Origin of the sequence: Streptomyces sp. SCSIO 75703 (genome assembly GCF_036607905.1) — a bacterium.
Classification (GTDB): Bacteria; Actinomycetota; Actinomycetes; order Streptomycetales; family Streptomycetaceae; genus Streptomyces.
This window is the reverse complement of the sequence record NZ_CP144555.1, coordinates 4,890,255-4,916,366: the sequence shown is the minus strand read 5'-3', so window position 1 is coordinate 4,916,366 and position 26,112 is coordinate 4,890,255. Positions and strand designations below refer to the sequence as shown.

Here is a 26,112-nt window from a genome sequence, read left to right as displayed (position 1 = left end):
ACGGGACAGGCCGGCGGGACGGGGCCGCGACCCGGGCGCGGCGGGGCGAGGCGGCGTGGGCCGCCGGGCCGGGTGGCCGGCGGTGTGGGCCGGCTGTCGTGGGCCGGCTCCCACCAGCCCCTGGGGCCCGGTTCGGCGGGGCGGGTAAGGTGGCCCCGTCGTCATCACACCCGTACGGGGGGAAGCCGGTGCAATTCCGGCGCTGACCCGCAACCGTGAGCCGCCCGCCCAGTACCCGCGCGGACGGTGAGCCGGACTGCCCCGCACGGTCGTGACCGGCTCACGTGCCCGGCGCCCGCCGGTGCACGGGCACCGTCGAGGCATACGGGGCCGAGCCGCCGGGGGTGTCCCCTGCTGCCCGCCCCGCGCAGGGAAAGGCACCCGCCGATCATGAATGTCCGCCGCCGCAGCGCCGCGGCCCTGGCCGCGATAGCCGTGCTCGGCGCCGCCGCCGCGCCCGCTCTCGCCGCCGACCCCTCCCCGGCCCCGACCGCGCACACGCCGTCCGGGCTCTTCGGCACCTCCGACCCGCAGTACGACGGCGTCTGGCGCCAGTCCCTCGCGCTGCTCGCGCAGCGGACGGTGGGCGTCACCCCCGCGCCGAAGGCCGTGGACTGGCTCACCGGACAGCAGTGCGCCGACGGTTCCTTCGCGGCGTTCCGCGCCGAGCCGCGGCAGGACTGCGACGCCGAGACCATGGTCGACACCAACAGCACGGGCGCCGCCGTGCAGGCCCTGGCCGCGCTCGGCGGCCGGGACGAGGCCACCGGGAAGGCCGTCGGCTGGCTCAAGTCCGTGCAGAACGACGACGGCGGCTGGGGCTACACCCCCGGCGGCCCCAGCGACGCCAACTCCACCTCCGTCGTCATCGGCGCCCTGGCCGCCGTGGGCGAGACGCCCGAGAAGGTCAGGAAGGGCGCCAAGTCCCCCTACGACGCGCTGCTCTCCTTCGCCGTGCCCTGCGACGACCCGAAGGGCGCGGGCGCCTTCGCCTTCCAGCCGGAGAAGGACGGCTCGCTGGCCGCCAACGCGGACGCCACCGCCGCCGCCGTCCTCGGCGCGCTCGGCAAGGGCTTCGCGGCCGAGGCCGGCACGGGGACGCCGGGCGAGTGCGCCGGCAAGCCGAGCCCGGAGCAGGCCGCCGCCGCGGGCGCCGCGCACCTCGCCGGCGCCGTCGCCGAGAGCGGCCACCTGACCTCCGCCATGCCCGGCGCCGAGGACCAGCCCGACATCGGCAACACCGCCGACACCGTCGTCGCGCTCGCCGCGCAGGGCGGGGCCGAACGGGCCGCGAAGCCGCTGGCCTGGCTGGAGGAGAACGGCGGTGCCTGGGCCGAGCAGGCCGGTCCCGCCGCCTACGCCCAGCTCGTCTTCGCCGCGCACGCCACCGGCACCGACCCGCGCGCCTTCGGCGGCACCGACCTCGTGGCGAAGCTCAACGCGACCGGCCCCGCCCCGCAGCGGGGCGCCGCCGGCGACGCCTCCGGCAAGGAGGCCGACGCGAAGGACGAGAAGGCCGGGGAGAAGGGCGACTCCGGCTTCGGCCTGTGGTGGTACGTCGGGGTCTTCCTCGTCGCGGGCGCCGGCATCGGCTTCCTGCTGAGCGGACGCGCCCGGAAGCGGACCCCGTGACCCGCCGCGCCCTCCCGCTGGTCCTGGCCGCGCTCCTGCTGATGGGGAGCGCCGGCCAGGCCCAGGCCGCCGGTTACCGCTACTGGTCCTTCTGGGACCGCGACGGCGACCGCTGGGTCTACGCCACCCAGGGCCCCTCCACCACCCGCCCCGCCGACGGGGACGTGCAGGGCTTCCGGTTCGCGGTCAGCGAGGACTCCGCCGACGCGGTCCGGCCGCGCGGCACCGCGGACTTCGCCGAGATCTGCGCGAAGACCCCGGCCCGGGACGGCGGCAAGCGGGTGGCGCTGGTGCTGGACTTCGGCACGGAGGCCGACGCCCCCGGCGGCGAGAAGCCGCCCGCCGGGCGCACCGCCTGTGCCGACGTCGACGCCGACGCCACCACCGCGGAGGCCCTGGCCGCCGTCGCCGGTCCGCTGCGCTACGACACCGGCGCCCTGCTCTGCGCCATCGCCGGCTACCCGCGCACGGGCTGCGGCGAGCAGGTGAGCGGGCGCGGCGAGCCGTCGTCCGCGCCCGCGGCACGGGCGGCCAAGGAGCCCGGGGAACGGGAGGAGGGCGGCTCCGGCCCCTCCGTCGGCCTGGTCGCCGGCATCGCGGCGGTCGCGGTCCTCGGCGGGGCGGCCGTCTGGCAGGCGAGGCGGCGCGGGAATGCGGCCGGCTGATCCCGCGGGCCCCCGCGCCGGGGCCGCGCGGCCGGACCCGGGCACCGCGGCCGGCCACCCCGGCCCGGGCACCGCGGCAGGCCACCCCGGCCGGGGCGCCGGGGCTGGGCACCCGGCCCCGCGCCCCGTGGTCGCGCGCGCCCGGACCACGCTCCGGGGCCCCGGCTCCGGGGCCGTGCACCCCGGCGCCTGGTGGCTGTGGGCGCTCGCGCTCGGCACGGCCGCCACCCGCACCACCAACCCCCTGCTGCTCGGCCTGCTCGTGGCGGTCTCCGCGTACGTGGTGGGCGCCCGCCGGCCGCACGCCCCCTGGGCCCGCTCCTACGGCGCCTTCGTCAAACTCGCCCTGGCCGTCCTGGTGATCCGGCTGCTGTTCACGACCGTCCTCGGTTCGCCGATCCCCGGCACCCACGTCCTCGTGACCCTGCCCGAGGTGCCGCTGCCCGACTGGGCGCAGGGCATCCGCCTGGGCGGCCGGGTCACCGCCGAGGGCCTGGTCTTCGCCCTGTACGACGCGCTGCGGCTGGCCGCGCTGCTGATCTGCGTCGGCGCCGCCAACGCCCTCGCCAACCCCTCCCGCCTGCTGAAGTCGCTGCCCGGCGCCCTGTACGAGACCGGGGTGGCCGTCGTCGTCGCCCTGACCTTCGCCCCGAACCTGATCGCCGACGTGCAGCGGCTGCGGGCCGCCCGGCGGCTGCGCGGACGCCCCGACCGGGGTGTGCGGGGGCTGCTCCAGGTCGGACTGCCGGTGCTGGAGGGCGCGTTGGAGCGTTCGGTGGCGCTGGCCGCCGCGATGGACGCCCGCGGCTACGGCCGTACCGCGCGGGTCCCCGCCGCCGTGCGCCGCACCACCGCCGCGCTCACCCTGGGCGGGCTGCTCGGCGTGTGCGCCGGGACGTACGGTCTGCTGACCGCCGAGGGCGGCACCTACGGCGTGCCCGTGCTGCTCGCCGGGGTCGTCGCCGCGCTCGCCGGGCTCCGGCTGGGCGGGCGGCGCTCGCCGCGCACCCGGTACCGCCCGGACCGCTGGGACGCCCGCGCCTGGCTGGTCGCCGCCTCCGGGGCGGCGGTCGCGGCCCTGCTGGCCCTCGCCGCCGTCCGCGACCCGGCGGCCCTGAACCCGGGGGTGGTGCCGCTGACCGCGCCCGGTCTGCCGCTGTGGCCCGCGGCGGCGGTCCTGCTCGGCCTCCTGCCGGCCTTCGTCACCCCCGCACCCGAGCGGCCCACGGCCGCCCAGCCCGCCGAGGAGCCCTCGTGATCCGCTTCGAGAACGTCTCGGTCACCTACGACCAGGCCGCCGAACCGGCCGTCGCCGGTGTGGACTTCGCGGTGCCGGAGGGCGAACTCGCGCTGCTCGCCGGTCCCTCGGGGGCCGGCAAGTCGACGGTGCTCGGCGCGGTCGGCGGCCTGGTGCCGCACTTCACCGGCGGCACCCTGCGCGGCAGGGTCACCGTCGCCGGCCGCGACACCCGCACGCACAAGCCGCGCGACCTGGCCGACGTGGTCGGCACGGTCGGCCAGGACCCGCTGGCCCACTTCGTGACGGACACCGTCGAGGAGGAACTCGCCTACGGGATGGAGTCCCTCGGCCTGCCGCCGGACGTGATGCGCCGCCGGGTGGAGGAGACCCTCGACCTGCTGGGCCTGGCCGGGCTGCGCGACCGCCCCCTGGCCACGCTCTCCGGCGGGCAGCGGCAGCGGGTCGCCATCGGCTCCGTCCTCACCCCGCACCCCCGGGTGCTGGTCCTCGACGAGCCGACCTCGGCGCTGGACCCGGCCGCCGCGGAGGAGGTCCTCGCCGTCCTCCAGCGCCTCGTGCACGACCTGGGCACCACGGTCCTGCTGGCCGAGCACCGCCTGGAGCGCGTCGTGCAGTACGCCGACCGGATCGTGCTGCTGCCCGCGCCGGGCCGGGCACCCGTGGTGGGCGCGCCCGCCGAGGTGATGGCCCTCTCCCCGGTCTGTCCGCCGGTGGTGGAACTGGGCCGGCTGGCGGGCTGGTCGCCGCTGCCGCTGACCGTCCGGGACGCCCGGCGCCGGGCCGCCCCGCTGCGCGAGCGGCTGGCCGGCCTGGAGCCTGCGGCCCGCCCCGCGCCCCGGGCCGCGCTGCCCGCGCCGCCGCCGCTCACCGCGCCCCGCCGGCGCCTCGGCGGCCGGTCCGCCGGCCCGGCCGCCACGCCCTCCCCGTACGCGGCCGAGGTGCGCGGGCTCGCGGTGCGGCGCGGCCGGGTCCAGGCGCTGCGCCACGTGGACCTCACCGTCTCCCCCGGCGAGACCGTCGCCCTGATGGGCCGCAACGGCGCCGGGAAGTCCACCCTGCTCTCGGCGCTGGTCGGACTGGTCGAGCCGGCCGCCGGCACGGTCCGCGCCGGTGACGCCGTACCGCACCGCACCACCCCCCGCGACCTGCTGCGCCGCGTCGGCCTGGTCCCGCAGGAGCCGCGCGACCTGCTCTGCGCGGACACGGTCGCCGCCGAGTGCGAGGCCGCCGACCGGGACGCGCGGGCGGCCCCCGGCACCTGCCGCGCCCTCCTCGCCGCACTGCTGCCCGGCGTCGCCGACGCCGCGCACCCGCGCGATCTGTCCGAGGGCCAGCGGCTGACCCTCGCCCTGTCGGTGGTGCTGGCGGCCCGCCCGCCGCTGCTCCTGCTGGACGAGCCGACCCGCGGACTGGACTACGCGGCCAAGGCCCGGCTCTCCGGCATCCTGCGCGACCTGGCCGCCGGGGGGCACGCGATCGTGCTGGCCACCCACGACGTGGAACTCGCCGCCGAGCTGGCCGACCGGGTCGTGCTGCTCGCCGAGGGCGAGGTGATCGCCGACGGTCCGGCGGCGGAGGTGGTGACGGCGTCGCCGTCCTTCGCGCCGCAGGTCGCCAAGGTGCTGGCCCCGCGCACCTGGCTGACCGTCGCCCAGGTCCGGCAGGCGCTGGCATGAGCGGCACCCGGCCCCCGCGCGCCGCCACGGCGCCCCGGGACGGCGGCCCCCCGGCCCGTGGCCGCGCCGCCGCGGACCGGCACGGCGGCCCCCCGCCCCAGCGGCAGGCGCGGGCGGTCCGTCTCGGCCCGCGGTCCGTCACCGCCCTCGTCCTGGTCGGCGCGGTCGGGGTGGCCGGCTTCGGCTGGCCCTTCCTCGCCCCGCCCGCCTCCGGGCTGAACGCCCACGCCCAGGACGCGCCCTGGCTCTTCGCCGGACTGCTGGTGCTGCTGGTGGCCGTGGTCGCGGCGACCATCGCCGAGTCGGGTCTCGGCCCCAAGGCGGTGGCGATGCTCGGCGTGCTGGCCGCGACGGGCGCCGCGCTGCGCCCGCTCGGCGCGGGCACCGCCGGGCTGGAGCCGATGTTCTTCCTGATGGTGCTCAGCGGCCGGGTGCTCGGACCGGGGTTCGGCTTCGTACTGGGCTCCGTGACGATGTTCGCCTCGGCACTGCTGACCGGCGGGGTCGGCCCGTGGATGCCGTTCCAGATGCTGGCCATGGGCTGGTTCACGATGGGCGCGGGGCTGCTGCCCTTCCCCGACCGGCTGCGGGGCCGCGGGGAGCTGCTGCTCCTGGCCGGGTACGGCTTCCTGGCCGCCTTCGCCTACGGCACGATCATGAACATGTCCGGCTGGCCGTTCATGAACGAGCTGGCCTCGAACATCGCCTTCTCCCCGGACGCCTCGGTCTCCGCCAACCTGGCCCGCTTCCTCGCCTACTGCCTGGCGACCTCGCTCGGCTGGGACGCGGGCCGCGCCCTGGTGACGGTCGTGCTGACCCTCGTCCTCGGCCCCCCGGTCCTCCGGGCCCTGCGCCGGGCCACCCGCCGCGCCGCCTTCGAGGCGCCGGTCGCCTTCGAGGCACCCGGCGCGCAGCACCCTGAGCGCGGGACTGCGGCGGGCGGGGCTCCGGCGGGCGACGACGGGGTGAGCCGCCCCACGTGACGCCGGTCACCTACGAGGCGGGGCCGTAGGACCGCCAGCCCCCACCGCCGCTCCGGCGCGTCTGCCGGGCGCCGGGCGGACGGGCGGCGCCGGGTGCTACCGGCGGTCGTACGAACGCCGGTAGCACCCGGGTCTCTTGCCCCTGGCACCGGCGCACTGTTTCGCTGGACCGGTCGCCGGGCGCCGGGACTCCCCACGGACCCGGCCCACCCCCGGCGGCGGCTCGGCACCCCACGGAAAGGCCCCCCATGACCGCCTCTTCGCTCACGGGCCGCGTCCGCGTCCCGAAGAAGGCCCTCGCCGGTGCCGTCGTGGCCGCCGCGGCCTGCGGAACGCTCCTCGGCGCCACGCCCGCCCACGGGCCGGCGCCCGCCCCCGCCGCGGTGGAGAACGCGTGGCACACCGGCGGCGACGGGAACAGCGCGCAGGCCGTCGCGTACCAGGGCGACGTCCTGCTGCGGCAGGCGACCGGCACGTCCTGACCCGCCTCAGCCGGCCGCCCCCTTGCGGGGACCGGCCCACCGACCGAAGGCGGCGGCCCCCGAATCCCCGGGCCGCCGTCTTCGCCCTTCTCCCGCCACCCGCCCGGTCAGCCCGGGGTGCGGTCCGGCGCCGGAGGCCGCGGGTCCGCGTCCCTGCCGCCCGTACCGGCGCCGTCCTCGCCCGGCACGCCCGCACCGCCGCCGTCGGGCACCCCTTCCGCGGCGTCCGCGGGGCGGGTGCGCGGCATGACCATCGGGCCGACGGGCGCGGCTTTGGCGCCCCGCGCCTCCCCCGCCGCGACCGCCGCCGTGAGCGTCCGCGCCCTCGGCCCCTGCAAGAGGTACGTCAGCCCGAAGCCGCCGCCCACCACCAGCGCGCCGCCGACCGCGTCCAGCACCCAGTGGTTGCCGGTCGCCACGATCGCCGAGACCGTGAACAGCGGGTGGAGCAGCCCGAGCGCCTTCGTCCACACGCTCGGCGCGATGACCGCGATCGCCACCCCGCACCACAGCGACCAGCCGAAGTGCAGCGAGGGCATCGCCGCGTACTGGTTGGTGAGCGCCGTCAGCGTGCCGTAGTCCGGCTTGGAGAAGTCCTGCACCCCGTGGACCGTGTCGATGATGCCGAGCGTCGGCATCAGCCGGGGCGGCGCCAGCGGGTAGAGCCAGAAGCCGGCCAGCGCCAGCAGCGTGGTGAAGCCGAGGGAGGAGCGGGCCCAGCGGTAGTCGACCGGGCGGCGCCAGTACAGCAGCCCGAGCACGGTCAGCGGCACGACGAAGTGGAACGACGTGTAGTAGAAGTCGAAGAACTCGCGCAGCCGGCCGATCCCGACCACCCAGTGGTTGACCGCGTGCTCGATGTCCAGGCCCAGGGCGCGCTCCAGGTCGAGGATCTGGTGCCCGTGCCGCTCGGCCCGCGCCCGCCCCGCCTCGTTGCTGCCGCCGGTCGCCGCCAGCCGGATGTGCGAGTAGACGGCGTAGGTGACCCGGATGAGGAGCAGTTCCAGCAGCAGGTTGGGGCGGGTGAGGACCCGGCGCAGGAAGGGCAGCAGGGGGACGCCGCGCAGCCGCGCCGGGACGGCGGGCGCGTACTCGGCCGGCACCGGCCGGTCGAAGTGGGGCGAGGTGCGCGGCAGGAACGGCACCGCGACCGCCGCGGCCACCGCCGCCAGCAGCACCAGGTTGTCGCGCAGCGGGTACAGGACCGCCAGGTTCGGCAGCATCATCCTGGCGGGCAGCGACATCACCAGGACCACGGCGACCGGCCACACCAGCCGGTCGGAGGCACGCCTGCCGACCCGGCCGACGACCGCGAGCAGCACCCACAGGAGCTGGTGCTGCCAGGCGGTCGGGGAGATCACCACGGCCGCGCAGCCGGTGACGGCGACGGCGAGCAGGAGCTGTCCGTCGCGGGCGTAGCGCACGGCGCGGCGCAGGCCCAGCACGGCGACGGCCGCGCCCGCCAGGGCGAACAGGGCGATCTCCGCCGGCCCGGAGAGGCCGAGCCGCAGCAGGGCGCCGTGCAGGGACTGGTTGGCGAGGTCGTCGGCGGCGGCGCCCAGGCCCACCCCGGCCAGGTGGTGCACCCAGTACGCGGAGGAGTCCCCGGGCATGAGCGCCCAGGCCAGCGCGGTGCACCCGGCGAAGACGGCGCCGGTGGCCCGCGCGGCCCGCCGGCGGTCGGTGAACCAGAGCAGCGGCACGAAGAGCAGCACCGTCGGCTGGAGTGCGGCGGCGACGCCGACGAGGGCGCCGCCCGCCCGCTGCCCGCGCACGCCGAAGCAGCCGAGCAGGACCAGCAGGACCGGGATGATGCTGGTCTGGCCGAGCCACAGCGCGTTGCGCACCGGCAGGGAGAGCATCAGCAGGCTCACGGCAACGGGCGCCGCCAGCAGCGCCGTCCGGCGTCCGACCGGCTGCGGCAGGGCGCGGGCGGCGACCAGGCCGAGGGCGACGACCAGCAGCAGCGAGCCGAAGGTCCAGCCCCAGCCGAGGGCCTGCTCGGCGGCGCGCGTGAGGGGTTTGAGGACCAGTCCGGTGAAGGGCGTGCCGGTGAACCGGGTGGAGTCGTAGAGCGGGCCCCCCACGTGCAGCACCCCGTGCGGGCCGACCCAGGTCTCCAGGTCGGTCAGGCGTTCCCCGCGCGGGGTGCCGAGGACGGCGGTGAACTGCCGGACGGCCAGGAGGGCGGCGACCAGCCAGAGGCCGAGCCGTATCGCGCGCAGCCGGTCCCCGGCCGGGCCGCCGGCGGTGGCCCCGAAGTCGGCCGGCCGGCCGCTGTGCTCCGCATTCGCCACGCCCCGTCGGCCTCCCGCCCCGCCCCGTCCCGTCCGCGTCCGTGCGCGCGCTGGTGTCCCTGCGAACCCTATGAGACCCGCGTCGCCCCCGGAGACAGACGCGGCAACCGCGCCGCCACCTGACCGTCACCCTCCTTTTGTCCGGATGACGATAGTCCGGACGGGTGGCGCCCGCCTCCCGCGCCACGGGAAGGCACCCGGGCCGGTCCGGTTCCCGCGCGGGCCGGATTCCCGGAGCGAGAAGGGTCACAGGCGGGCCGGGGAAGCCGCGCTCCGTGGCGGCGGGACCTCCCTGCGTGCACGCCCTTTTACCGCCGAGGGCGACGGGAAGCATACCCTGCGTAATCAGGACATCGGCACCTATGGTCGTTTTCTGGCCTCGCGGCGGACGTCGCGGGCCCTTCCGGCCCCGGGCCCCGCGCCCCGGGCCGTTCCTCCGGCCCCGGCTCCGCGCCGCGGGCTGCTTCCGGCCCGGCGACAGTGCCGCCGTACGGGTCGTGGCGTCCCTGTCCCCTGTGAAAGGAAGGCGAGCGAACTCTTGTCGGCTGCCACCGTCGCCACCCACCCGTCCGGCGCGCCCCACGCCTCCCCCTCCCCCACGCCCACCGCCACCGATCCCGCGCTCGTGCGCCGCGCCGTCAAGGCCGCGGCGCTGGGCAACGCCATGGAGTGGTTCGACTTCGGCGTCTACAGCTACCTCGCGGTCACGCTGGGCAAGGTCTTCTTCCCCTCGGGCAGTCCGACCGCCCAGTTGCTGTCCACGTTCGGCGCCTTCGCGGCGGCGTTCCTGGTCCGGCCGCTCGGCGGCGCGGTGTTCGGCCCGCTCGGGGACCGGGTGGGGCGGCAGAAGGTCCTCGCGGTCACGATGATCATGATGGCGGCGGGCACGTTCGCCATCGGCCTGATCCCGTCGTACGCGACGATCGGCGTGTGGGCGCCGGTGCTGCTGCTGCTCGCGCGGCTGCTCCAGGGCTTCTCGACCGGCGGCGAGTACGCAGGCGCGGCCACCTTCATCGCCGAGTACGCGCCGGACAAGCGGCGCGGCTTCCTCGGGAGCTGGCTGGAGTTCGGCACGCTCGCCGGGTACGTCGGCGGGGCGGGGCTGGTCACGCTGATGACGGCGCTGCTGTCCGACGGCGACCTGACCTCCTGGGGCTGGCGCCTGCCGTTCCTGATCGCCGGCCCGATGGGCGTCATCGGCCTCTACCTGCGCACACGGCTGGAGGAGACCCCGGCCTTCGCGGCCGAGGTGGAGAAGGCCGAGGCGGCCCGGCCCCGGGTGCCGCTGCGCGAGATGATCACCGGCCAGTGGCGGGCGCTGCTGCTCTGCGTGGGCCTGGTGCTGGTCTTCAACGTCACCGACTACATGCTGCTGTCGTACATGCCGAGCTACCTGACGAGCGAGCTGAAGTACGACGCGACGCACGGGCTGCTGGTGGTCCTCGGCGTGATGGCGCTGATGATGGTGGTCCAGCCGTTCGCCGGGGCGCTGACCGACCGCGTCGGCCGCCGGCCGGTGATCGCGGCGGGCTGCGCCGGGTTCCTGCTGCTGTCGGTGCCCGCGCTGCTGCTGATCCGCCAGGGCAGCCTGGTGGCGATCGGGCTCGGCATGGGCGCGCTGGGGCTGCTGCTGGTCTGCTTCACCGCCTCGATGCCGGCCGCGCTGCCCGCGCTCTTCCCGACCCGGGTGCGCTACGGCTCGCTGTCGATCGGCTTCAACGTGTCGGTGTCCCTGTTCGGCGGGACGACCCCGCTGGTCGTGACCGCGCTGATCGGGGCGACGGGGGACGTGATGATGCCCGCGTACTACATGATGGCGGCGGCCGTGGTCGGCGGCGTGGCCGTGTGGTTCATGACCGAGTCGGCCGGGCGCCCGCTGCCCGGTTCCGGCCCGGCGCTCGAACGGCGGGACTGACGGCCCCCGCGGTCAGGGAGGGGGACACGCCGGGCGGCCGGCTGACAGGCCGCCCGGCCCGCGGCTATATTCGGCAGCGATTCATTAGCGCACCTACTTAGCGGCGCTAACGAGACCGCCGAGACACCGACGAGGGGCCCCGCATGAGCGAGTCGCAGGTCTGGGACGACGTCGACGCCTACGTCCACGAGCACCTGGCGCCGGACGACGACGTCCTCGCCGCCGCGCTCAGGGACAGTGACGCGGCCGGCCTGCCGCCGATCGCCGTCACCGCCGCGCAGGGCAAGCTGCTCCACCTGCTGGCCGGGGTCCAGGGCGCCCGCAACATCCTGGAGATCGGCACGCTCGGCGGCTACAGCACCATCTGGATGGCCCGCGCCCTGCCCGCCGACGGCCGCCTGGTCACCCTGGAGTACAGCCCGCTGCACGCCGAGGTCGCCGGGCGCAACATCGCCCGCGCCGGGCTGGAGGGGGTGGTCGACGTCCGGGTGGGCCCCGCGCTGGAGTCGCTGCCGAGGCTCGCCGACGAGAACCCGCCGCCCTTCGACCTCGTCTTCGTCGACGCCGACAAGGGCAACAACACGCGCTACCTGGAGTGGGCGCTGCGCCTCACCCGCGCCGGCAGCCTGATCGTCGTCGACAACGTGGTGCGCGGCGGCAAGGTGGCCGACCCCGACGACACCACCGAGGGGGTACGGGGCTCACGCGCCGCGCTGGAGATGATCGGCAGCCATCCGCGGCTGACCGGCACCGCGATCCAGACCGTCGGCGCCAAGGGCTACGACGGCTTCGCGCTGGCCCGGGTACTGGCCTGACCGGCGCCGTTCACGCCTCGTGGTAGAAGCCGACGTTGACGCTGCGCGGCTCGCGCCGGTCCCGGACCACGACCTCGCCGCTGCCGCCCCGCGGCAGCGCCACGGTGCCCCCGTACGCGAGCGGGTGGGCCTGCCCGTCGACGACGAGGCCGACCTTGGAGGACGGGTCGTCCTGGGAGCCGCGCAGCCAGGTGAGCAGCCAGGCGCCGTCGGGGCCGCACCGGAACTCCAGGTGCGCCCGGGAGACGAACAGCCAGTCGTCCGGCGTCACCAGCCGGCACACGGTCCGGTCCCGGCCCACGTGGAGCACGGACCCCGGTTCGCTCGGCGCGTCGGCCATCTGCATGCCGGCCGTCGCCCCGGCGTCGGCCGCCGCGACGGCGGCCATGGTGAGTTCGAGCACGAGCGCTCCTCCTGAGACGTCCGTCGTTGGCGTACCGCCGCCGCATGATAGATCGGCCGGACGGGTGATGTCCGGCACAATGGGCTCATGACCGAGCGAAAGCCCCCCGGCGTCGCCTTCGAGTCGTGGGTCGACAAGCAGATCCGGGACGCCGAGGCGCGCGGCGAGTTCGCCGGGCTCGCGGGCGCCGGCCGGCCCCTCCCCGACGAGGCGGAGGCCCCCTACGACGAGCTGTGGTGGATCAGGCGGAAGCTGGCCCGCGAGGGCGTCTCCGTCCTGCCGCCCGCCCTCGCCCTGCGCAAGGAGGCCGAGGACACCCTGGCCGCCGCGCTGACCGCCCCCTCGGAGGCGGCGGCCCGCCGCCTCGTCGAGGCCCTCAACACCAAGATCCGCGACATGATGTTCGCGCCCCCGCCCGGCCCGCCGCTGGGCCTCAAGCCCTACGACCTCGACACCGTCGGCAGACAGTGGCGGGACCACCGCGAACACCGCGACCACCGGGGAAGGCAGGAGTGAGGCGGGCGGCTTCCGAGGCGGGTGAGGCTCCTTTGGTGGACGCGGTTCCTCCGGCGGGCGGGCCGCCGTGGAGCGTCGGCCCGGAGCCGTACGACTCGGCCGTCGCCGCCGCCCTGTGGCGGGCGTACTACACCGAGGTCAGCGACCGCTGGTACCTGCTGCACCGGGGCACGCCCACCGAACCCGCCGAACTGGAACGGGAGATCGCCGCGCGGTCCGGCGCCGACCTCGCCCCGCCCCGGGGGCGGCTGCTGGTCGCCCGGTACGGGGGCGTCCCGGCCGGCACGGCGGGCGTCCGGCTGCTGGACGCCGCCACCGCCGAGCTGACCCGGGTCTACCTGGACCCGGCGCTACGGGGCCGGGGCGGGGCCGCCCGGCTGGTCGGGGCCGCCGAGGACGCGGCACGGGAGCTGGGCGCCGGCCGCCTGCTCCTCGACACCCGGACCGACCTCGTCGAGGCCCGCGCCCTGTACGCGCGCCTCGGCTACACCGAGACCGCGCCGCACAACGCCGACCCGTACGCCGGGCACTGGTTCGCCAAGGACCTGAGGCACTGACGACCGCCGCGCTCCGCCCCGGCCCGCGCGCCGACGGCTACGGCGCCGACGCCGGGTCCGCGGTGCCGGTCAGCGGGGGGCCGTTGTGGGGACGTTCGCGCGCCGAGCCGCACAGTTCGGCGGTCAGCTCCTTCACGAGCTGCACCAGGTCGGTGGGGCGGTCCGGCCCCCACCAGTCGCCCAGCAGCTCCGCCAGGGAGTCCTCCCGGGCCTCGGCCAGCCGGTCGGCGACCCGGTGTCCCTCCTCGGTGAGAACCATGTCGAGGCCCTCGCGGACCGCGAGGCGCCGCTCCTCCACCTGCCGGGCCGCGGCGAGCACCACGTGCAGGGGGACGGGGCTGCGCTCGGCGAGGAGGGCGGGCTCGATCCGTCCGTACCGCCGGACCCGCAGCAGCATCCAGCTCGCCGCCGGCAGCAGGTCGTAGCCGGCCCGCTCGGTGATGCGGCGGTAGATCTCCCGTCGGCCCTCGCGGGTGCCGAGCACCGACAGGGCGCGGCACACCTCGTCGTGCGAGGAGCGTTCGACGGGGTTGCTGGCGAGGGTCTGGGTGGCGTCGGGCGCGGTGACCGAACCGCGCAGCCGGTCCTCCCTGAGGAACCAGGCGAGCGCGAAGGCGAGCAGGGCGACGGGGGCCGCGTAGAGGAAGACGTCGGTGATGGCGGACGCGTAGGCGTGCAGCGCCGCGGGCCGCAACGCCGGCGGCAGTGCCGCGATGCCGCGCGGGTCGGCCTTCAGCGTGTCGGCCGACACGCCCGGGGGCAGCCGGGCGCCCCGCAAGGCGTCCGCCAGCGTGTCGCCGAGACGGGTGGCGAAGACCGTACCGAAGACGGCGACGCCGAAAGAGGCGCCGATGGAGCGGAAGAAGGTGGCCCCGGAGGTGGCGACGCCCAGGTCCTCGTAGGAGACGGCGTTCTGCACGATGAGCACCAGCACCTGCATGACGAGGCCGAGGCCGGTGCCGAAGACGAAGAAGCAGACGCTCATCTCGGCGGTCGAACTGTGCTCGTCCAGCCGGTGCAGCAGGAGCAGTCCGACCGTGGTGACGGCGGTGCCCGCGAGCGGGAACACCTTCCAGCGGCCGGTGCGGCTGACGATCTGGCCCGACCCGGTCGACGCCAGCAGCAGCCCCGCCACCATCGGCAGCATGTGCACGCCGGACAGCGTCGGCGTGATGCCCCGCACGACCTGGAGGAAGGTCGGCAGGTAGGTCATCGCGCCGAACATGGCGAAACCGACGATGAAACTGATGACGGCCGACAGCGTGAAGGTGCGGACCCGGAACAGTTTGAGCGGCAGCACCGGTTCGGCGGCCCGGCGCTCCACCGCCACGAAGAGCACCGCCAGGAGCACGCCCAGCACGGCCAGCCCGAGGATCTGCGGCGAGCCCCACGCCCAGGTGGTGCCGCCGAGCGAGGCGACCAGCACCAGGCAGGTGGCGACGGAGGCGATGAGCAGGGTGCCGAGGTAGTCGATGGTGTGGCGGGTGCCGCGGCGCGGGATGTGCAGCACGGCCGCGATGACGACGAGCGCGACGACGCCGACCGGCAGGTTGACGTAGAAGACCCAGCGCCAGCTCAGGTGCTGGGTGAAGACCCCGCCGAGCAGCGGGCCGAGGACGCTGGTCGCGCCGAACACGGCACCGAACAGGCCCTGGTAGCGGCCGCGTTCGCGGGGCGAGACGAGGTCGCCGACGATCGCCATCGACAGCACCATCAGGCCGCCGCCGCCCAGCCCCTGCACCGCGCGGAAGACGATCAGCCCGGTCATGCTCTGCGCGAGGCCGCACAGCGCCGAACCGGCCAGGAAGATGACGATCGCCGCCTGGAACAGCCGCTTGCGCCCGTACTGGTCGCCGAGCTTGCCCCACAGCGGCGTGGCCGCCGTCGCGGCCAGCAGGTAGGCGGTGACCACCCAGGACAGGTGCTCCAGGCCGCCGAGGTCGCTGACGATGGTGGGCAGCGCCGTCGAGACGATGGTCTGGTCGAGCGCGGCGAGCAGCATGCCGAGGAGCAGGGCCCCGATGGAGACCAGTACGCCGCCGGAGACCTGTTCCTCCTCCGCGGGGCGCACCGGGTCGCTCGCCTCGCGCACACGTGCGGCCATCAGGACCTCCCACGGACGCCGTCACACAGGACCATCCTGGTCGGTGTGACCGTTTACGGCCTGTCGAGTCCCGGCCGGAACGCGCGTGTCACCGCGCGTACCCGGAGCCGCGCCCGCGCGGATGTGGAGGAGATCTGCATAATCTCTGGAGTTTACGAGTGGACCGCGAGGGGGGATCGCGGCGGACCCCGCCAGGGGAAGGGAACGCGCGCGTGCAACGGCCGACGGGCTCATCAGGGACACCGCAGGAACCACGGAAGACGCCCTCCCGGGGGGAGGCGGAGGGGACGGCGCCGGCTCCCCCCGACGAGGTGACGACGCCGGAGGCGACCGGGGCTCAGGGGGTTCCCGGGGCTGTTGGGACTCCAGGGGCTGCCGGGCCTTTCGATGCTCCGGGGACCGCTGGGTCTTGCGAACCTCCAGGGGCTCACGAGGCTTCCGGGAGCCTTGAGGCCCGCCATGGGGCCCATGGGGCCGGCCTGCCGCATGGCGCCGAGGCGTCCGGCGAGGCCGGGGCCCTGCCGGCGAGCGGGGCCGGGCACGCCACCGGAGGGCCGGGACACGCCTGCCCCGGGTGCGCGGCGCCCCGGAACCCGGACCGGACGCCCTCCTGCGGCTGTGGTTCGCGGGCGGCCGAGGCGCTGCGCGACGCCCGTACGGCGCAGGCGGCCGCCGCCGAGGACTTCACCCCGCTGCGCATACGCCCGTACGTGGAGTTGGACGGCGCCCCCGGCACGGCGGCACCCCCGCCCTCGCCCGTACCGCCCTCCGAGGGCGCCGAACCGGCGAAGAGCACGCCCCCGGACGGGGCGCCCGGAGAGGCCCCGGGCGCCGGCCCGGAAGGCACGATGCCGCTGCGGACCCTCGGCACCGCGCCACCGCCCGCGCCACCGGCGCCCTCCGGCGACACGCCCGGGGCCCCGCCCGCCCCGCATCCGTCCGGCACACCGGACCCGCACCACACCGCCGAGGCCCCCGGCGGGCCCGTTCCGGGGCGTACGACTCCCCCGCCGCCCGCCGGCCCGGCCGGCGGTCTCCCGCCCGGCACGCCCGGCACACCCGTCCCGGACCCGGAGACGACCATGGCGCTGCGTGTCGCCGCCGCGCCGCCCCCGCCCGCCGCCACGGGCTCCGCGCTGCCCACCCCGCTCGCCCCGTCCGGCGGCACCCCCGACTCGCGCGATGTGCGCATGTTCGACACGGGGACGCTGCCGATCCCGCCCGCCGCCGGACTCGCCACGCCCGGAGGGCCCGCGGCCCCCGCCGCGCCGGGCACCGGCGACACGCCGGCCCCGCGCCGACGGCGCCGGGGCGTGCTGCTGGGCGCGGCCGGCGCGGTCGTCGCCGTGGTGGGCGCGGCCGGGTACGCCGCCGGGCTGTTCTCCTACGAGTCGCCCTCGCGGAACGGGGCCCTGCCGGACGAGGTCCGGGCGAGCGTCCCGGACACCGTGTCCGGCACGCCCGAGGCGTCCGCCGTCGCGCCGAGCGGCACGGCGAGCCCGTCGCCGACCGTGTCGCCGCCGGCCTCCGCACCGGTGGAGGCCGGCACGAGCACGGCGCCCTCGGCCTCCGCGCCGGCCACGGCGAGCCCCACGGCACCGGCGACGGCGTCACGGGAGCCGACCGCCCCGCCGACGTCGGCACCGGCCACGCCGACGGCCGACCCGGTGGGCCCGGCCCCGGACGAGGACGGCGGCCCGGTCCTCAGCCGGGGCAGCCGCGGCCCCGCCGTGACGGAGTTGCAACAGCGGCTGAACCAACTGCACCTGTACACGGGCCGGATCAACGGCAGTTACACCCACCAGGTCGAGGACTCGGTGCGCGTCTACCAGTGGGCGCGCGGCATCCGCGGCGACGGCCTCGGCGTCTACGGCCCCGACACCCGCCGCGCCCTGGAGGCGGAGACCCGCACCCCCTGACCCCGGGGACCGGGACGCCGACGAGAGGTCCGAGGGCCCGGGGATGCGGTGCCCCGGTGGCCCATGGGCCCGGCGGTCCCGTACGGGACCGGGAGTACGGCCCCGGGAGCACGGGACCGGGTGTACGGCCCCGGGGAGCACGGGACCCGGGAGACTGGCGACTCGGCGGGTCCGGCGGCCCCGGCCGTCCCGCGGCCCCGGCGGGCGCCCGGCCGGAACCGCGACGCACCGCCCCGCCGCACGGCTCGCCCGCCGGTGCGGCGGGGCGGCGGACCGGCACCGGCGAGCCCGCGGCCCGGCGGCAGGCCGCCTCGCCCCGGTCCGGCCCCCTCAGCCCACGTCGAGCCGCAGCGTCCCGTCCTCCGTCGGCGTGACCCGGACGCGGGTCAGGTCGGGCACGGTCACGTCGGGACGGTGGGCACCGGCCCGGGGGCCGACGCCGACGACCCGCATCCCGGCGGCCCGCGCGGCGGCGATGCCCGCGGCGGAGTCCTCGAAGGCGACGCAGTCGGCGGGCGCGACGCCCAGTTCGGCGGCGCCCTTGAGGAAGCCCTCGGGGTCGGGCTTGCTCGCGCCGACCGATTCGGCGGTGACGCGGACGTCCGGCAGGGCGAGCCCGGCGGCGGCCATCCGCGCGCCGGCCAGGGCGGCGTCGGCGGAGGTCACCAGCGCGTGCGGCAGCCCGGCCAGCGAGGCGAGGAAAGCCTCCGCGCCCGGGATCGCCACGACGCCGTCGGTGTCGGCGGTCTCCGCGGCGAGCATGCGGGCGTTGTCCGCGTGGTTCTGCTCCATGGGGCGGTCCGGCAGCAGCAGCGCCATGGAGGCGTAGCCCTGGCGGCCGTGGACGACCTTCATCACCTCCTCGCCGTCGAGTCCGTGCCGGTCGGCCCAGCGCCGCCAGACCCGCTCGACGGCGGCGTCCGAGTTGACGAGGGTGCCGTCCATGTCGAGCAGGAGGGCGCGGGCGGTGAGCGAGGGCGTGGCCGTCATCGGCGGTCTCCAGGGCGGGGGGAAGCGGCGCGGACGGCGGAGCCCGCCGTGCGGTCCGGGGGGACAAGGTGGCCCCGCCCGCCGGTCAGGGAAAACGGGCGGGAGCCACTTTGTTCCTCCACGGTACAAAAGAGGTCGCGCTTCGCGCCACCGGCCCCGGGCGAACACTCACCCGGGGCGGGGCGGACCGGCGGGAACACTCCCCCGGGCCGGGCTGGACCCGCGGGAACATTCCCCCGGGCCGGACGGCCCCGGCCGCCCTCACGCGGTGGCCGCCTCCCACAGGCTCCACACGCCCAGGCCGGTCATGAGCAGTGCGGCGATCTTCGTGATGAGCCCCAGCGGCACACGCTTCATGAGCGCCCGTCCGCCGACGATGCCGAGCCCGGCCACGGCCCACAGGGCGAGCACTGCGCCCAGGCCGACGGAGACCGGGTCGTCGTAACGGGCCGCCAGGTTGGCCGTCATGATCTGGGTGAGGTCGCCGAACTCGGCGACCAGGATGAGCATGAAGCCCGCTCCGGCGACCTTCCAGAAGGACTGGTCCTCGGGCCGGCGGACCTCCTCGTCCCCGTCGTCCTTCTTCAGCAGGAGCATCGCCGCCCCGCCCAGGAAGAGCGCGCCGGTCACCGCGTGCACGATCTGCTGCGGCAGCAGGGTCAGGACACTGCCCGCCGCCACCGCCAGCACGACGTGCAGGGCGAACGCGGCGGCCACGCCGGCGAAGACGTAGGACGCGCGGTAACGGGTGCCGAGGACGAGGCCGGCGAGGGCGGTCTTGTCCGGGAGTTCGGCGAGGAAGACGACGCCGAAGACGATCGCCGTCACGGTGAAGCTGATCAAGAGGTCCTCTATCGGTCGGGGCCGCCCCGCCGAGAGTGTGGGTCCTGCGGTCACGACACCTCGGCACGGCAGCACACTTGATCGTCCCCGCCGCCCGGCGGGAACGCGCACTGCTTGCCGAAGGTCTCGCTGGCCGACCCCGTGACCGAGGTCCGCCTCCGGGCGCCGGCTCAGGCGAGCTGAGCAGTGTGTCGACGGTCCGGCGAAGAGCTACTCCCCTTCTGCGCCGCCCATGGTACGCGAACCGCCGGCCGGCTTCGAGGGACGAAAGTCCCGCCGCCCCTGGACGTGTCATGCACGTGTCATTAACTTCTTACCAGCCGCACACCCGCGCGCCATCCGGTGCCGCGAGCATTCCCCTCGCCCGCGTCCCGACACCCCCACACCACAAGGGAGTTCGCATGCCGAAGCTCTACGCGCGTCGACGGTTCGCCGTCCTCGCCGCGCTCACCGGACTCATAGCCTCCGCCGGGCTCTTCCACGGTCCGGCCGCCTCCGCCGCCCTCCCCACGCCGGTCAGCGCCGCCACCGCCCGCGGCTACCTCGCCTCCCTGAAGGTGGCCCCCGAGAACCGCACCGGCTACAAGCGCGACCTCTTCCCCCACTGGATCACGCAGTCCGGCACCTGCAACACCCGCGAGACCGTCCTCAAACGCGACGGCACCAACGTCGTCACCGACGCCGCCTGCGCCGCCACCAGCGGCAGTTGGTACTCGCCCTTCGACGGGGCCACCTGGACCGCCGCCTCCGACGTCGACATCGACCACCTCGTCCCGCTGGCCGAGGCGTGGGACTCCGGCGCGAGCGCCTGGACCACGGCCCAGCGCCAGGCGTTCGCCAACGACCTGACACGTCCTCAGCTCCTCGCCGTCACCGACACCGTGAACCAGTCCAAGGGCGACAAGGACCCGGCCGAGTGGATGCCGCCCCGGGCCGCCTACCACTGCACCTACGTGCGCGCCTGGGTGCAGGTGAAGTACTACTACGGCCTCTCGGTCGACACCGCCGAGAAGACGGCGCTCACGAACCGGCTCGCCGGCTGCTGACGCCCGGCACGCCGAACCGCCCGCCCTCCCCCGTCCGGCCCGGGGGAGGGCGGCCCCGTGTGCGGCGCCGGCACCCTGTCCGGCACGCGATCCGGCGCACTGTCCGGCGCCGGGCCGGTGCCGCCGGTCCGCTCCGACGGCGGGGTGAATATCCCGTGCCGAACACACAAGCCCCCTGTGAATCTTGTGTCCCGCCCGCCGCGTAGGCTGTATGGCTGTCAGGAGCCGCTCCTGCCGTCCCCCGCACCGCGGCACGGTCCGGCCCACGGGGGATGCACGGGGAGTCGTGGTGGTCGAGAGCCTGGGAAGCATCGGGTCGCTGGTCAGCAGCCCGTGGATCTACGCGCTGGTGGGCGTCTCGGTCCTCCTGGACGTCTTCCTCCCGCTGCTGCCGAGCGGGGTCCTGGTGATCACCGCGGCCACCGCGGCGGCGGCCGGCTCGGGCGCGGCGGCGGCCGGCCGGGTCCCGCACGACGTGCCGGACATCCTGGTCCTCCTGCTGTGCGCCACCACCGCCTCCGTCGTCGGCGACCTCGTCGTCTACCGGCTCGCCTGGCGCGGCGGGCCGCGCCTGGACCGGGCCATCGCCCGCTCCCGCCGGCTGACCAGCGCGCAGGAACGCCTCGGCGGCGCACTGGCCCGCGGCGGCGGCGCGCTCGTCGTCCTGGCCCGCTTCGCCCCGGCCGGCCGCTCGGTCGTCTCGCTCGTCGCCGGGTCCGCGCACCGCAGGGCGCGCGAGTTCCTGCCCTGGTCCGCGCTCGCGGGGCTGGCCTGGGCCGCGTACAGCGTGGCCCTCGGCTACTTCGGCGGCGCGTGGCTCGGCGCGAGCTGGCTGGCGGCGGGGGTGTCGCTGGCCGCGCTGTTCGCCGCGGGGGCGGGCGCCGCCTACCTGATGCGCCGCCAGCCCCAGGCCGCGTAGGGACTCCGCCCCCCGCCCCCTCGTCTCCGGCGCCTCGCCCGCCTCATCCCGCCCGGCGGGCGGGCGCGGCGCCGCGCACCTCCAGGTCGTCCAGCAACTGGGCGGTGGCCGCGGTGACGGCCTCCACGGCACGGTCGAAGACCTCCCGGTTGTGCGCGGCCGGGGCGCGGAACCCCGAGACCTTGCGCACGTACTGCAGGGCGGCGGCCCGGATCTCCTCCTCGGTGGCCTCCTCGGCCAGCGCGGGCGGTCGGAGCGTCTTGATGCTGCGGCACATGGCGTCACCCTCCTGCGTCGGTCCGCGGAGCCGCCCGCCGGCCCTCGGGCGGGCGTAGGCCGCCGGCTCCCACGCCCTCCACGGTAGGACAGGGGTCCGACATCCGGACTCGCCCGGAACGGACAGCGGCCCGCCACTCGTTCGCGTGAAGGGGCCCGGGGAACGCGCGCCCTTAAATCGAACAGGCGTATCATTGCGGTGTGGCTGCGACCTATGACTTCCCCAGTGATCTCCTCGCCGGTCAGGAGGAACTTCATCAGGTCCGGGCCGAGCTGTCGGCCCTGCTGAAGAGGCTCCCCTGGTCGGTGGAACCACGGGACGGCTTCAGCGACGACAACGGCTGGCGCAAGGTCGAGCGTCCCGCCTCCCCCGGCTGGTCCGCGGACGAGCAGGCGGAGGTGGAGAAGCTGCGCCGGCGCGAGCGCGAGCTGGCCGTCTTCGTGAGCACCCACCGCTACTGGTCCGAGGTCACCGGACCCGACCGCGTGCGCGGCCGTGCCGAGCTGAAGCGGACGCCCGGGACCCCGCCCGGGGCCGCCGGCGAGGCGGCGCCCGGACAGGGCCCGTAGCCGCGGCGGAGCCGGGTCAGCCCTCGCCGAGGAGCTTCCTCATCTCGGCGATCTCGGCGATCTGCGCCGAGACGACGTCCTCCGCCATGGCTCGGGAGGGTCCGTGCCGTCCCTCGGCGAGTTCGGTCTCGGCCATCTCCACCGCGCCCTCGTGGTGCGCGATCATCATGGTCAGGAACATCCGGTCGAAGTCCGCGCCGGAGGCCCCCTCCAGCTCGGTCATCTCCCGGTCGTCCATCATCCCGGGCATGCCCTCGTGGCCCGCGTGGCCGGCGCCGGAGGTCTCGGCGGGCACCTCCTCGCCCCAGGACTCCAGCCACCCGGTCATGGTGGTGATCTCCGGGTCCTGCGCCTTCTCGATCCGGGCGGCGAGGTCCTCGACCTCGGCCGACGCGGAGCGCCCGGCGACCATGCGCGCCATGTCCAGCGCCTGCCGGTGGTGCGGGATCATGCCCTGCGCGAAGGCGACGTCGCGGCCGTTGTGCACGTCCGTGCCGGCCTCGGCGCTCGCGGACGGGGAGGTCTGCGGGCCCTCCTGCCCGCTGCGGCCACCGCTCTCGCCGCCGCAGGCGGCGAGGACGAGGGCCACGGTGACACCGGCCGCCGCCAGGGCGGTACGGCGCGTCAGGGTACGGATGCTGCTCATGCGTGAACTCCTGCGGGGAATCGGATCGTCGACGTGCCGGTGTGCCGCACCGCGCGGTCTCGGCCGGGCGGTGCGGGCGGGGGCGGCGTCTATATCCGCAGCAGTTGGAGTTCGGCCAGGGAGGGCGGGGCGCGCGCCGCGTCGGGCGCCCCCGCGGTACGGGAGTGCGCGGCCCCGTGGCGCGCGGGCGCGGCCACCGGGTCCGGGACGAGCGCGGGCAGCGCCGGCCCGGCGGCGAGCGCGCCGGACGCGCAGGCCGCGTCGGCGTGGCGCAACCGCCCCCCGCCGGACCCGTCCTCCGCGGCGCAGGCGTGGACCGTCACGGGCAGCACGGACGCCGGCACGGCGGGCCCGGGAACGTGCCGGGGCGCGGCGGCGTACGGGGCGGGGTGTTCCGGGGGCAGACCGCCGCCGGGGGCCAGGCCGTGCATCCCCAGCACTCCGGCGAGCACGCCGAGCAGGCACACGGCACGCCACCACCACACGGGCGGGCGGCGGACGGAGGGCTCGGGGGTGCTCACGGACAGCATCCTAGGGAGGGGGCCGCGGGCGCACGCGCGGGGCCCCCGGAAGATCTCCGGGGGCCCCGCTCCGGCACGGCCGCCGGTCCTGGTGGGCGCGGACGGTTTCGAACCGCCGACATCCTGCTTGTAAGGCAGGCGCTCTACCCCTGAGCTACGCACCCAGGACGAGTCGACAGCCTACATGGCCCCGGCGCCCCTCCCGCAAAACCCCCGCCCGCCCCCTCCGCCCCGGCCCGCGGACCGTCCGCCACACCCCCGCCCACGCCCCCGGCCCCCCGGAAGGACCCCCGCGCCGCGCCCCGTCCGCGCGTCCGCCGGGCCGCCGCCGTCCCGGCCTGGGGTTAACCCCACCCCGGATCCGGGAGCGGCCCGGATGCCCTCCAAGAGCCGTGCTCCGTACGGTCGTAGAGCCTCGCCGAACGGGCCCGCCGACAGGACGGGCGCCCGCCCGGCGCGGCACGCAGCCGTCCGCCCAGGGGGAGAAGACCCGTCATGACCGTCCGTACCGTTCCCGCCCGCGCGCTGGCCGCCGCCGGCACCGTCGCCGTGCTGCTGGCGGGCCTCGTCGGCTGCGCCTCCGCCGAGGACGACAAGGACCCCGAGCACCGCTCCTTCGCCCTGCCGGGGAAGACGCTCACCGTCGACTCGGACGACGCGGCGCTGGAGGTCGTCGCCGGCGGCCGGGCGGCCGACGGGAGGATCGAGGTGACCCGGTGGTTCTCGGGCTCGGTCACCCTCGGCAAGGACCCGGAGGTGAGCTGGCGGATGACCGAGGACCGGCTGGTGCTGCGGATGCGCTGCTCCGGCTTCATCGCCGACTGCTCGGCCCGGTACCGGATCGAGGTGCCGCGCGGCGTCGCCGTCACGGTGCGGGACGGTGACGGCAGCGTACGGGCGAGCGGGTTCCGGGACCCCCTGGACATCCGTACCAAGGACGGCTCCCTGCACGTCACCGACAGCACCGGGCCGCTGCGGCTGCGCACCGACGACGGGTCGCTGCGCGCCGAGGTCTCCGCGCGGCGGGTCGACGCGCGCACCGGCGACGGGTCGGTGCGCCTGACCCTGGGCGCCGTACCGGACGGGGTGCGGGCGCAGAGCGGTGACGGGTCGGTGTCGGTGACCGTGCCGGAGGCCGCGTACAAGCTGACGACCCGCACCGGCGACGGGTCGGTGCGGGCCGACGTGCGGCGCGACGACGCCAGCCCGCACGTCCTGGACGTCCGCACCAAGGACGGCTCGATCACGGTGCGCACGGCGGACTGACCGGGCCGTGTGTTCGTCCTTGCCGGGTGGGACAATGGACCGACCCGGGAAGACGGACGACACGGGAGAGGGATGTGACGGCGACACCATCGCAGCCGAACTCGCCGATGGTGCCGTGCGCACCACACCCGCCGCGCCCCTCCGCGCCCCGGCGCCCGCCGGGCGCGCTGCGCGACGCGGTCACCCTGCTCGGCCTCCCGCTGCTCGCCGCGCTGGCGCTGCCCGCCGCCTTCGCGGGCGGCGGCACCCGGCGCTGGTTCGGGGGGCGCGCGGAGAGCCAGCGGGCGCAGGCGCAGGCCGCGAAGGACGCCGCCGCCGCGGCCTTCTACGAACTGGACACCGCCCAGCGCGAGCTGCGGATCTCCGTCGAGACGATCGCCGCCGTCGACTCCTCCCCCGCCGCCCGGCAGGCCGTCGAGCAGTTCGCGGCGCTGGGCCGGACCATCGACGCGGTCAGCCACCACTACATCGAGGCCGTGGACGCCCACGACCTCGACCGGGACGACCTGGAGGCGTCGGCCGCCGCGCGGGCCCGCACCGAACTCACCCGTGCCAAGGACGACCTGGACCGGGTCCGGCGGGACCTCGACCACTACGCGGCCGGCCTCGGCCCGCTGCTCGGCAAGGCCGAGACCCAGCTCGCCCGGCTGGCGCCCGCCGTCGAACGGGCCCGGCAGGCGCTGCTCGCCGCCTCGAACGCCCTGGACGCGGCCCGCGCCGCCGGGCTCGGCGCCGACGACCTCGCCGCCCGGCTCGCCGCCCTCGGCCCGGAGCTGACCCGGCTGAACGAGGGCGCCGGCCGCCACGGGCTGCCGCAGACCCTGGAGCGGGCCGAACGCGTCACGCGGGAGGCCGAGGCGGTACGCGCCGAAGCCGGGCGGCTGCCCGAGCGGGCCGCCGAGATCGACCGCCGCCTGGTCACCCTGCGCACCCGCGCCCAGGCGCTGACCACCCGCGCCGGACAGGTGGAGCCGGTCCTGAGCGAACTGCGGCGCCGCTTCACGGCCGCCTGCTGGCAGGACCTCCAGCAGGTCCCGGACCAGGCCGCCGCCTCGGTCCGCCAGGCCGAGGAGAGGCTCGCCGAGGCCCGGACCGCCCGCGCCGAACAGCGCTGGGCGGACGCCACCGGCCTGCTGTCGACCGCCCGGGAACTGCTGAACGGCACCGACGAGGCGGTCTCCGCCGCCGGGGACCGGCTGCGGCAGCTCAACGCGGTGCAGAAGGACCCGGGGCAGGAGGTCGAGCGGACCCGGTTCGCGATCCGCGACGCCCAGCGGCTGGCCATGGCGGGCCGCACCACCCCCGAGCCCCGGCACGCCCGGCCCCTCGACGACGCCGTGGCCCGGCTGGAGCGCGCGGTCGCCGGCCTGGAGGGCCGCCACCCCGACTACTGGCACTTCCTCACCGAGACGGACGCGGTGCGGCGGACGGTGGCCCGGGTCGTGTCGGAGATCCGCGAGGAGCGCGGCGCGGGCCGGTGACGGCGACGGACCGCCCCCTCCGCGGGCGGCCCCCCGGCGCACGTGCCCCGGTCCCGCGGGGCGCGGCCGGTCCCGCCGGGGCGGGCCCCGGCTAACCTGGGCGCATGCCTCGTTACGAGTACCGCTGCCGAAGCTGTGGCGACACCTTCGAGTTGAGCCGTCCCATGGCCGAGTCCTCCGCCCCCGCCGCCTGCCCCGCGGGCCACGACGACACGGTGAAGCTGCTGTCGACGGTCGCCGTCGGCGGCACCTCCTCCGCGCCCGCCGCGGCGCCCCGGCCCTCGGGCGGGGGCGGCGGCTGCTGCGGCGGGGGATGCTGCGGCTGACGC

General features: G+C 76.6%; 25 protein-coding genes, 1 tRNA gene and 1 riboswitch. Of the genes, 17 read left to right on the top strand and 9 right to left on the bottom strand.

Annotated features, from left to right (window positions below):
* Positions 1-178 precede the first annotated feature (178 nt).
* Positions 179-262: riboswitch (cobalamin riboswitch) on the top strand.
* A 128-nt stretch (positions 263-390) separates the two neighbouring features.
* From VM636_RS21570 to VM636_RS21545, 6 genes are all read left to right on the top strand, one after another.
* On the top strand, positions 391-1,632 hold the full coding sequence (locus VM636_RS21570) for a prenyltransferase/squalene oxidase repeat-containing protein (RefSeq protein ID WP_030421591.1): 1,242 nt from the start codon (positions 391-393) through the stop codon (positions 1,630-1,632).
* Positions 1,629-2,297 carry an SCO2322 family protein gene (locus VM636_RS21565; protein ID WP_030421590.1) on the top strand — a complete coding sequence of 223 codons (669 nt, stop codon included), beginning with the start codon at positions 1,629-1,631 and terminating at the stop codon, positions 2,295-2,297. Before VM636_RS21570 ends, VM636_RS21565 begins: the two co-directional genes overlap by 4 nt.
* Positions 2,284-3,555, top strand: coding sequence for an energy-coupling factor transporter transmembrane component T (locus VM636_RS21560; protein ID WP_234340351.1), 1,272 nt, complete (start codon positions 2,284-2,286; stop codon positions 3,553-3,555). The genes VM636_RS21565 and VM636_RS21560 overlap by 14 nt, the downstream gene beginning before the upstream one ends.
* On the top strand, positions 3,552-5,234 hold the full coding sequence (locus tag VM636_RS21555) for an ABC transporter ATP-binding protein (protein WP_030421588.1): 1,683 nt from the start codon (positions 3,552-3,554) through the stop codon (positions 5,232-5,234). Before VM636_RS21560 ends, VM636_RS21555 begins: the two co-directional genes overlap by 4 nt.
* Positions 5,231-6,217: an ECF transporter S component gene (locus tag VM636_RS21550; RefSeq protein ID WP_078856078.1), complete on the top strand. Its 987-nt coding sequence runs from the start codon at positions 5,231-5,233 to the stop codon at positions 6,215-6,217. The genes VM636_RS21555 and VM636_RS21550 overlap by 4 nt, the downstream gene beginning before the upstream one ends.
* A 248-nt stretch (positions 6,218-6,465) precedes the next feature.
* Positions 6,466-6,699, top strand: coding sequence for a hypothetical protein (locus VM636_RS21545; protein ID WP_030421586.1), 234 nt, complete (start codon positions 6,466-6,468; stop codon positions 6,697-6,699).
* Between the two features lie 107 nt (positions 6,700-6,806).
* On the opposite strand, the gene VM636_RS21540 is transcribed toward VM636_RS21545, so the two are convergent.
* Entirely contained in the window at positions 6,807-8,996 is a 2,190-nt protein-coding gene (locus VM636_RS21540; protein ID WP_078962474.1) for a bifunctional glycosyltransferase 87/phosphatase PAP2 family protein, read from the bottom strand.
* A 538-nt stretch (positions 8,997-9,534) separates the two neighbouring features.
* Between VM636_RS21540 and proP the strand changes: the two genes are divergently transcribed.
* Entirely contained in the window at positions 9,535-10,911 is a 1,377-nt protein-coding gene (gene proP, locus VM636_RS21535) for a glycine betaine/L-proline transporter ProP (protein WP_053912537.1), read from the top strand.
* A gap of 143 nt (positions 10,912-11,054) precedes the next feature.
* A complete protein-coding gene (locus VM636_RS21530) occupies positions 11,055-11,726 on the top strand; it encodes an O-methyltransferase (protein ID WP_030421583.1) in 672 nt (223 codons plus the stop codon).
* 10 nt (positions 11,727-11,736) lie between these two features.
* Here VM636_RS21530 and VM636_RS21525 read toward each other — a convergent pair whose 3' ends face one another.
* Positions 11,737-12,129: a hypothetical protein gene (locus tag VM636_RS21525; protein ID WP_338485374.1), complete on the bottom strand. Its 393-nt coding sequence runs from the start codon at positions 12,127-12,129 to the stop codon at positions 11,737-11,739.
* An 87-nt stretch (positions 12,130-12,216) separates the two neighbouring features.
* Between VM636_RS21525 and VM636_RS21520 the strand changes: the two genes are divergently transcribed.
* Together VM636_RS21520 and VM636_RS21515 are read left to right on the top strand one after the other, a co-directional pair.
* A complete protein-coding gene (locus VM636_RS21520) occupies positions 12,217-12,645 on the top strand; it encodes a DUF1992 domain-containing protein (protein ID WP_053912535.1) in 429 nt (142 codons plus the stop codon).
* A 35-nt stretch (positions 12,646-12,680) separates the two neighbouring features.
* The gene (locus tag VM636_RS21515) at positions 12,681-13,202 is read left to right on the top strand and encodes a GNAT family N-acetyltransferase (protein ID WP_030421580.1); all 522 of its coding nucleotides are present in this window, start codon (positions 12,681-12,683) and stop codon (positions 13,200-13,202) included.
* Positions 13,203-13,239: 37 nt separating this feature from the next.
* On the opposite strand, the gene VM636_RS21510 is transcribed toward VM636_RS21515, so the two are convergent.
* A complete protein-coding gene (locus tag VM636_RS21510) occupies positions 13,240-15,306 on the bottom strand; it encodes an MFS transporter (protein WP_053912534.1) in 2,067 nt (688 codons plus the stop codon).
* A 1,082-nt stretch (positions 15,307-16,388) separates the two neighbouring features.
* Here VM636_RS21510 and VM636_RS21505 point away from each other — a divergent pair.
* Positions 16,389-17,225 (top strand): peptidoglycan-binding domain-containing protein, encoded by an 837-nt coding sequence (locus VM636_RS21505; RefSeq protein WP_234340350.1) that lies wholly within the window; start codon positions 16,389-16,391, stop codon positions 17,223-17,225.
* 330 nt (positions 17,226-17,555) lie between these two features.
* On the opposite strand, the gene VM636_RS21500 is transcribed toward VM636_RS21505, so the two are convergent.
* Positions 17,556-18,215, bottom strand: coding sequence for an HAD-IA family hydrolase (locus tag VM636_RS21500; protein WP_030421577.1), 660 nt, complete (start codon positions 18,213-18,215; stop codon positions 17,556-17,558).
* 261 nt (positions 18,216-18,476) lie between these two features.
* On the bottom strand, positions 18,477-19,058 hold the full coding sequence (locus VM636_RS21495) for a TMEM165/GDT1 family protein (RefSeq protein WP_030421576.1): 582 nt from the start codon (positions 19,056-19,058) through the stop codon (positions 18,477-18,479).
* A 401-nt stretch (positions 19,059-19,459) separates the two neighbouring features.
* On the opposite strand from VM636_RS21495, the gene VM636_RS21490 reads away from it, so the two are divergent.
* Entirely contained in the window at positions 19,460-20,104 is a 645-nt protein-coding gene (locus tag VM636_RS21490; protein ID WP_053912533.1) for an HNH endonuclease family protein, read from the top strand.
* Positions 20,105-20,393: 289 nt separating this feature from the next.
* Positions 20,394-21,023: a VTT domain-containing protein gene (locus tag VM636_RS21485; protein WP_030421574.1), complete on the top strand. Its 630-nt coding sequence runs from the start codon at positions 20,394-20,396 to the stop codon at positions 21,021-21,023.
* Between the two features lie 43 nt (positions 21,024-21,066).
* Here VM636_RS21485 and VM636_RS21480 read toward each other — a convergent pair whose 3' ends face one another.
* Positions 21,067-21,300, bottom strand: coding sequence for a DUF2277 family protein (locus VM636_RS21480; protein WP_030421573.1), 234 nt, complete (start codon positions 21,298-21,300; stop codon positions 21,067-21,069).
* A 200-nt stretch (positions 21,301-21,500) separates the two neighbouring features.
* On the opposite strand from VM636_RS21480, the gene VM636_RS21475 reads away from it, so the two are divergent.
* Positions 21,501-21,869, top strand: a complete 369-nt coding sequence (locus VM636_RS21475) for a hypothetical protein (RefSeq protein ID WP_030421572.1) — start codon at positions 21,501-21,503, stop codon at positions 21,867-21,869.
* A gap of 16 nt (positions 21,870-21,885) precedes the next feature.
* Here the strand turns inward: VM636_RS21475 and VM636_RS21470 are convergent, their stop codons facing one another.
* The 3 genes from VM636_RS21470 to VM636_RS21460 all read right to left on the bottom strand — a co-directional run bounded on the left by VM636_RS21470 (position 21,886) and on the right by VM636_RS21460 (position 23,200).
* Entirely contained in the window at positions 21,886-22,515 is a 630-nt protein-coding gene (locus VM636_RS21470) for a DUF305 domain-containing protein (protein ID WP_053912532.1), read from the bottom strand.
* Positions 22,516-22,604: 89 nt separating this feature from the next.
* Complete coding sequence (locus VM636_RS21465; protein ID WP_199825432.1) at positions 22,605-23,045, bottom strand: DUF6153 family protein; 441 nt, start codon at positions 23,043-23,045, stop codon at positions 22,605-22,607.
* An 80-nt stretch (positions 23,046-23,125) separates the two neighbouring features.
* Positions 23,126-23,200, bottom strand: a tRNA-Val gene (locus VM636_RS21460).
* A 331-nt stretch (positions 23,201-23,531) separates the two neighbouring features.
* Here VM636_RS21460 and VM636_RS21455 point away from each other — a divergent pair.
* The 3 genes from VM636_RS21455 (at position 23,532) to VM636_RS21445 (ending at position 26,109) form a co-directional block, all read left to right on the top strand.
* The gene (locus tag VM636_RS21455) at positions 23,532-24,302 is read left to right on the top strand and encodes a DUF4097 family beta strand repeat-containing protein (protein ID WP_030423313.1); all 771 of its coding nucleotides are present in this window, start codon (positions 23,532-23,534) and stop codon (positions 24,300-24,302) included.
* A gap of 74 nt (positions 24,303-24,376) precedes the next feature.
* On the top strand, positions 24,377-25,783 hold the full coding sequence (locus VM636_RS21450) for a hypothetical protein (protein ID WP_037860047.1): 1,407 nt from the start codon (positions 24,377-24,379) through the stop codon (positions 25,781-25,783).
* 104 nt (positions 25,784-25,887) lie between these two features.
* Positions 25,888-26,109: a zinc ribbon domain-containing protein gene (locus VM636_RS21445; RefSeq protein WP_030423311.1), complete on the top strand. Its 222-nt coding sequence runs from the start codon at positions 25,888-25,890 to the stop codon at positions 26,107-26,109.
* The last annotated feature ends 3 nt before the right edge of the window (positions 26,110-26,112 follow it).

Excerpts from the sequence above, each read along its gene's own strand:
- VM636_RS21505 (WP_234340350.1), top strand. The coding sequence starts at position 16,389 with ATGGCGCTGCGTGTCGCCGCCGCGCCGCCCCCGCCCGCCGCCACGGGC.
- VM636_RS21500 (WP_030421577.1), bottom strand. The coding sequence starts at position 18,215 with ATGACGGCCACGCCCTCGCTCACCGCCCGCGCCCTCCTGCTCGACATG.
- VM636_RS21530 (WP_030421583.1), top strand. The coding sequence starts at position 11,055 with ATGAGCGAGTCGCAGGTCTGGGACGACGTCGACGCCTACGTCCACGAG.
- VM636_RS21520 (WP_053912535.1), top strand. The coding sequence starts at position 12,217 with ATGACCGAGCGAAAGCCCCCCGGCGTCGCCTTCGAGTCGTGGGTCGAC.
- VM636_RS21545 (WP_030421586.1), top strand. The coding sequence starts at position 6,466 with ATGACCGCCTCTTCGCTCACGGGCCGCGTCCGCGTCCCGAAGAAGGCC.
- VM636_RS21455 (WP_030423313.1), top strand. The coding sequence starts at position 23,532 with ATGACCGTCCGTACCGTTCCCGCCCGCGCGCTGGCCGCCGCCGGCACC.
- VM636_RS21465 (WP_199825432.1), bottom strand. The coding sequence starts at position 23,045 with ATGCTGTCCGTGAGCACCCCCGAGCCCTCCGTCCGCCGCCCGCCCGTG.
- VM636_RS21490 (WP_053912533.1), top strand. The coding sequence starts at position 19,460 with ATGCCGAAGCTCTACGCGCGTCGACGGTTCGCCGTCCTCGCCGCGCTC.
- VM636_RS21445 (WP_030423311.1), top strand. The coding sequence starts at position 25,888 with ATGCCTCGTTACGAGTACCGCTGCCGAAGCTGTGGCGACACCTTCGAG.
- VM636_RS21470 (WP_053912532.1), bottom strand. The coding sequence starts at position 22,515 with ATGAGCAGCATCCGTACCCTGACGCGCCGTACCGCCCTGGCGGCGGCC.
- VM636_RS21480 (WP_030421573.1), bottom strand. The coding sequence starts at position 21,300 with ATGTGCCGCAGCATCAAGACGCTCCGACCGCCCGCGCTGGCCGAGGAG.
- VM636_RS21570 (WP_030421591.1), top strand. The coding sequence starts at position 391 with ATGAATGTCCGCCGCCGCAGCGCCGCGGCCCTGGCCGCGATAGCCGTG.
- VM636_RS21510 (WP_053912534.1), bottom strand. The coding sequence starts at position 15,306 with ATGGCCGCACGTGTGCGCGAGGCGAGCGACCCGGTGCGCCCCGCGGAG.
- VM636_RS21550 (WP_078856078.1), top strand. The coding sequence starts at position 5,231 with ATGAGCGGCACCCGGCCCCCGCGCGCCGCCACGGCGCCCCGGGACGGC.
- VM636_RS21560 (WP_234340351.1), top strand. The coding sequence starts at position 2,284 with ATGCGGCCGGCTGATCCCGCGGGCCCCCGCGCCGGGGCCGCGCGGCCG.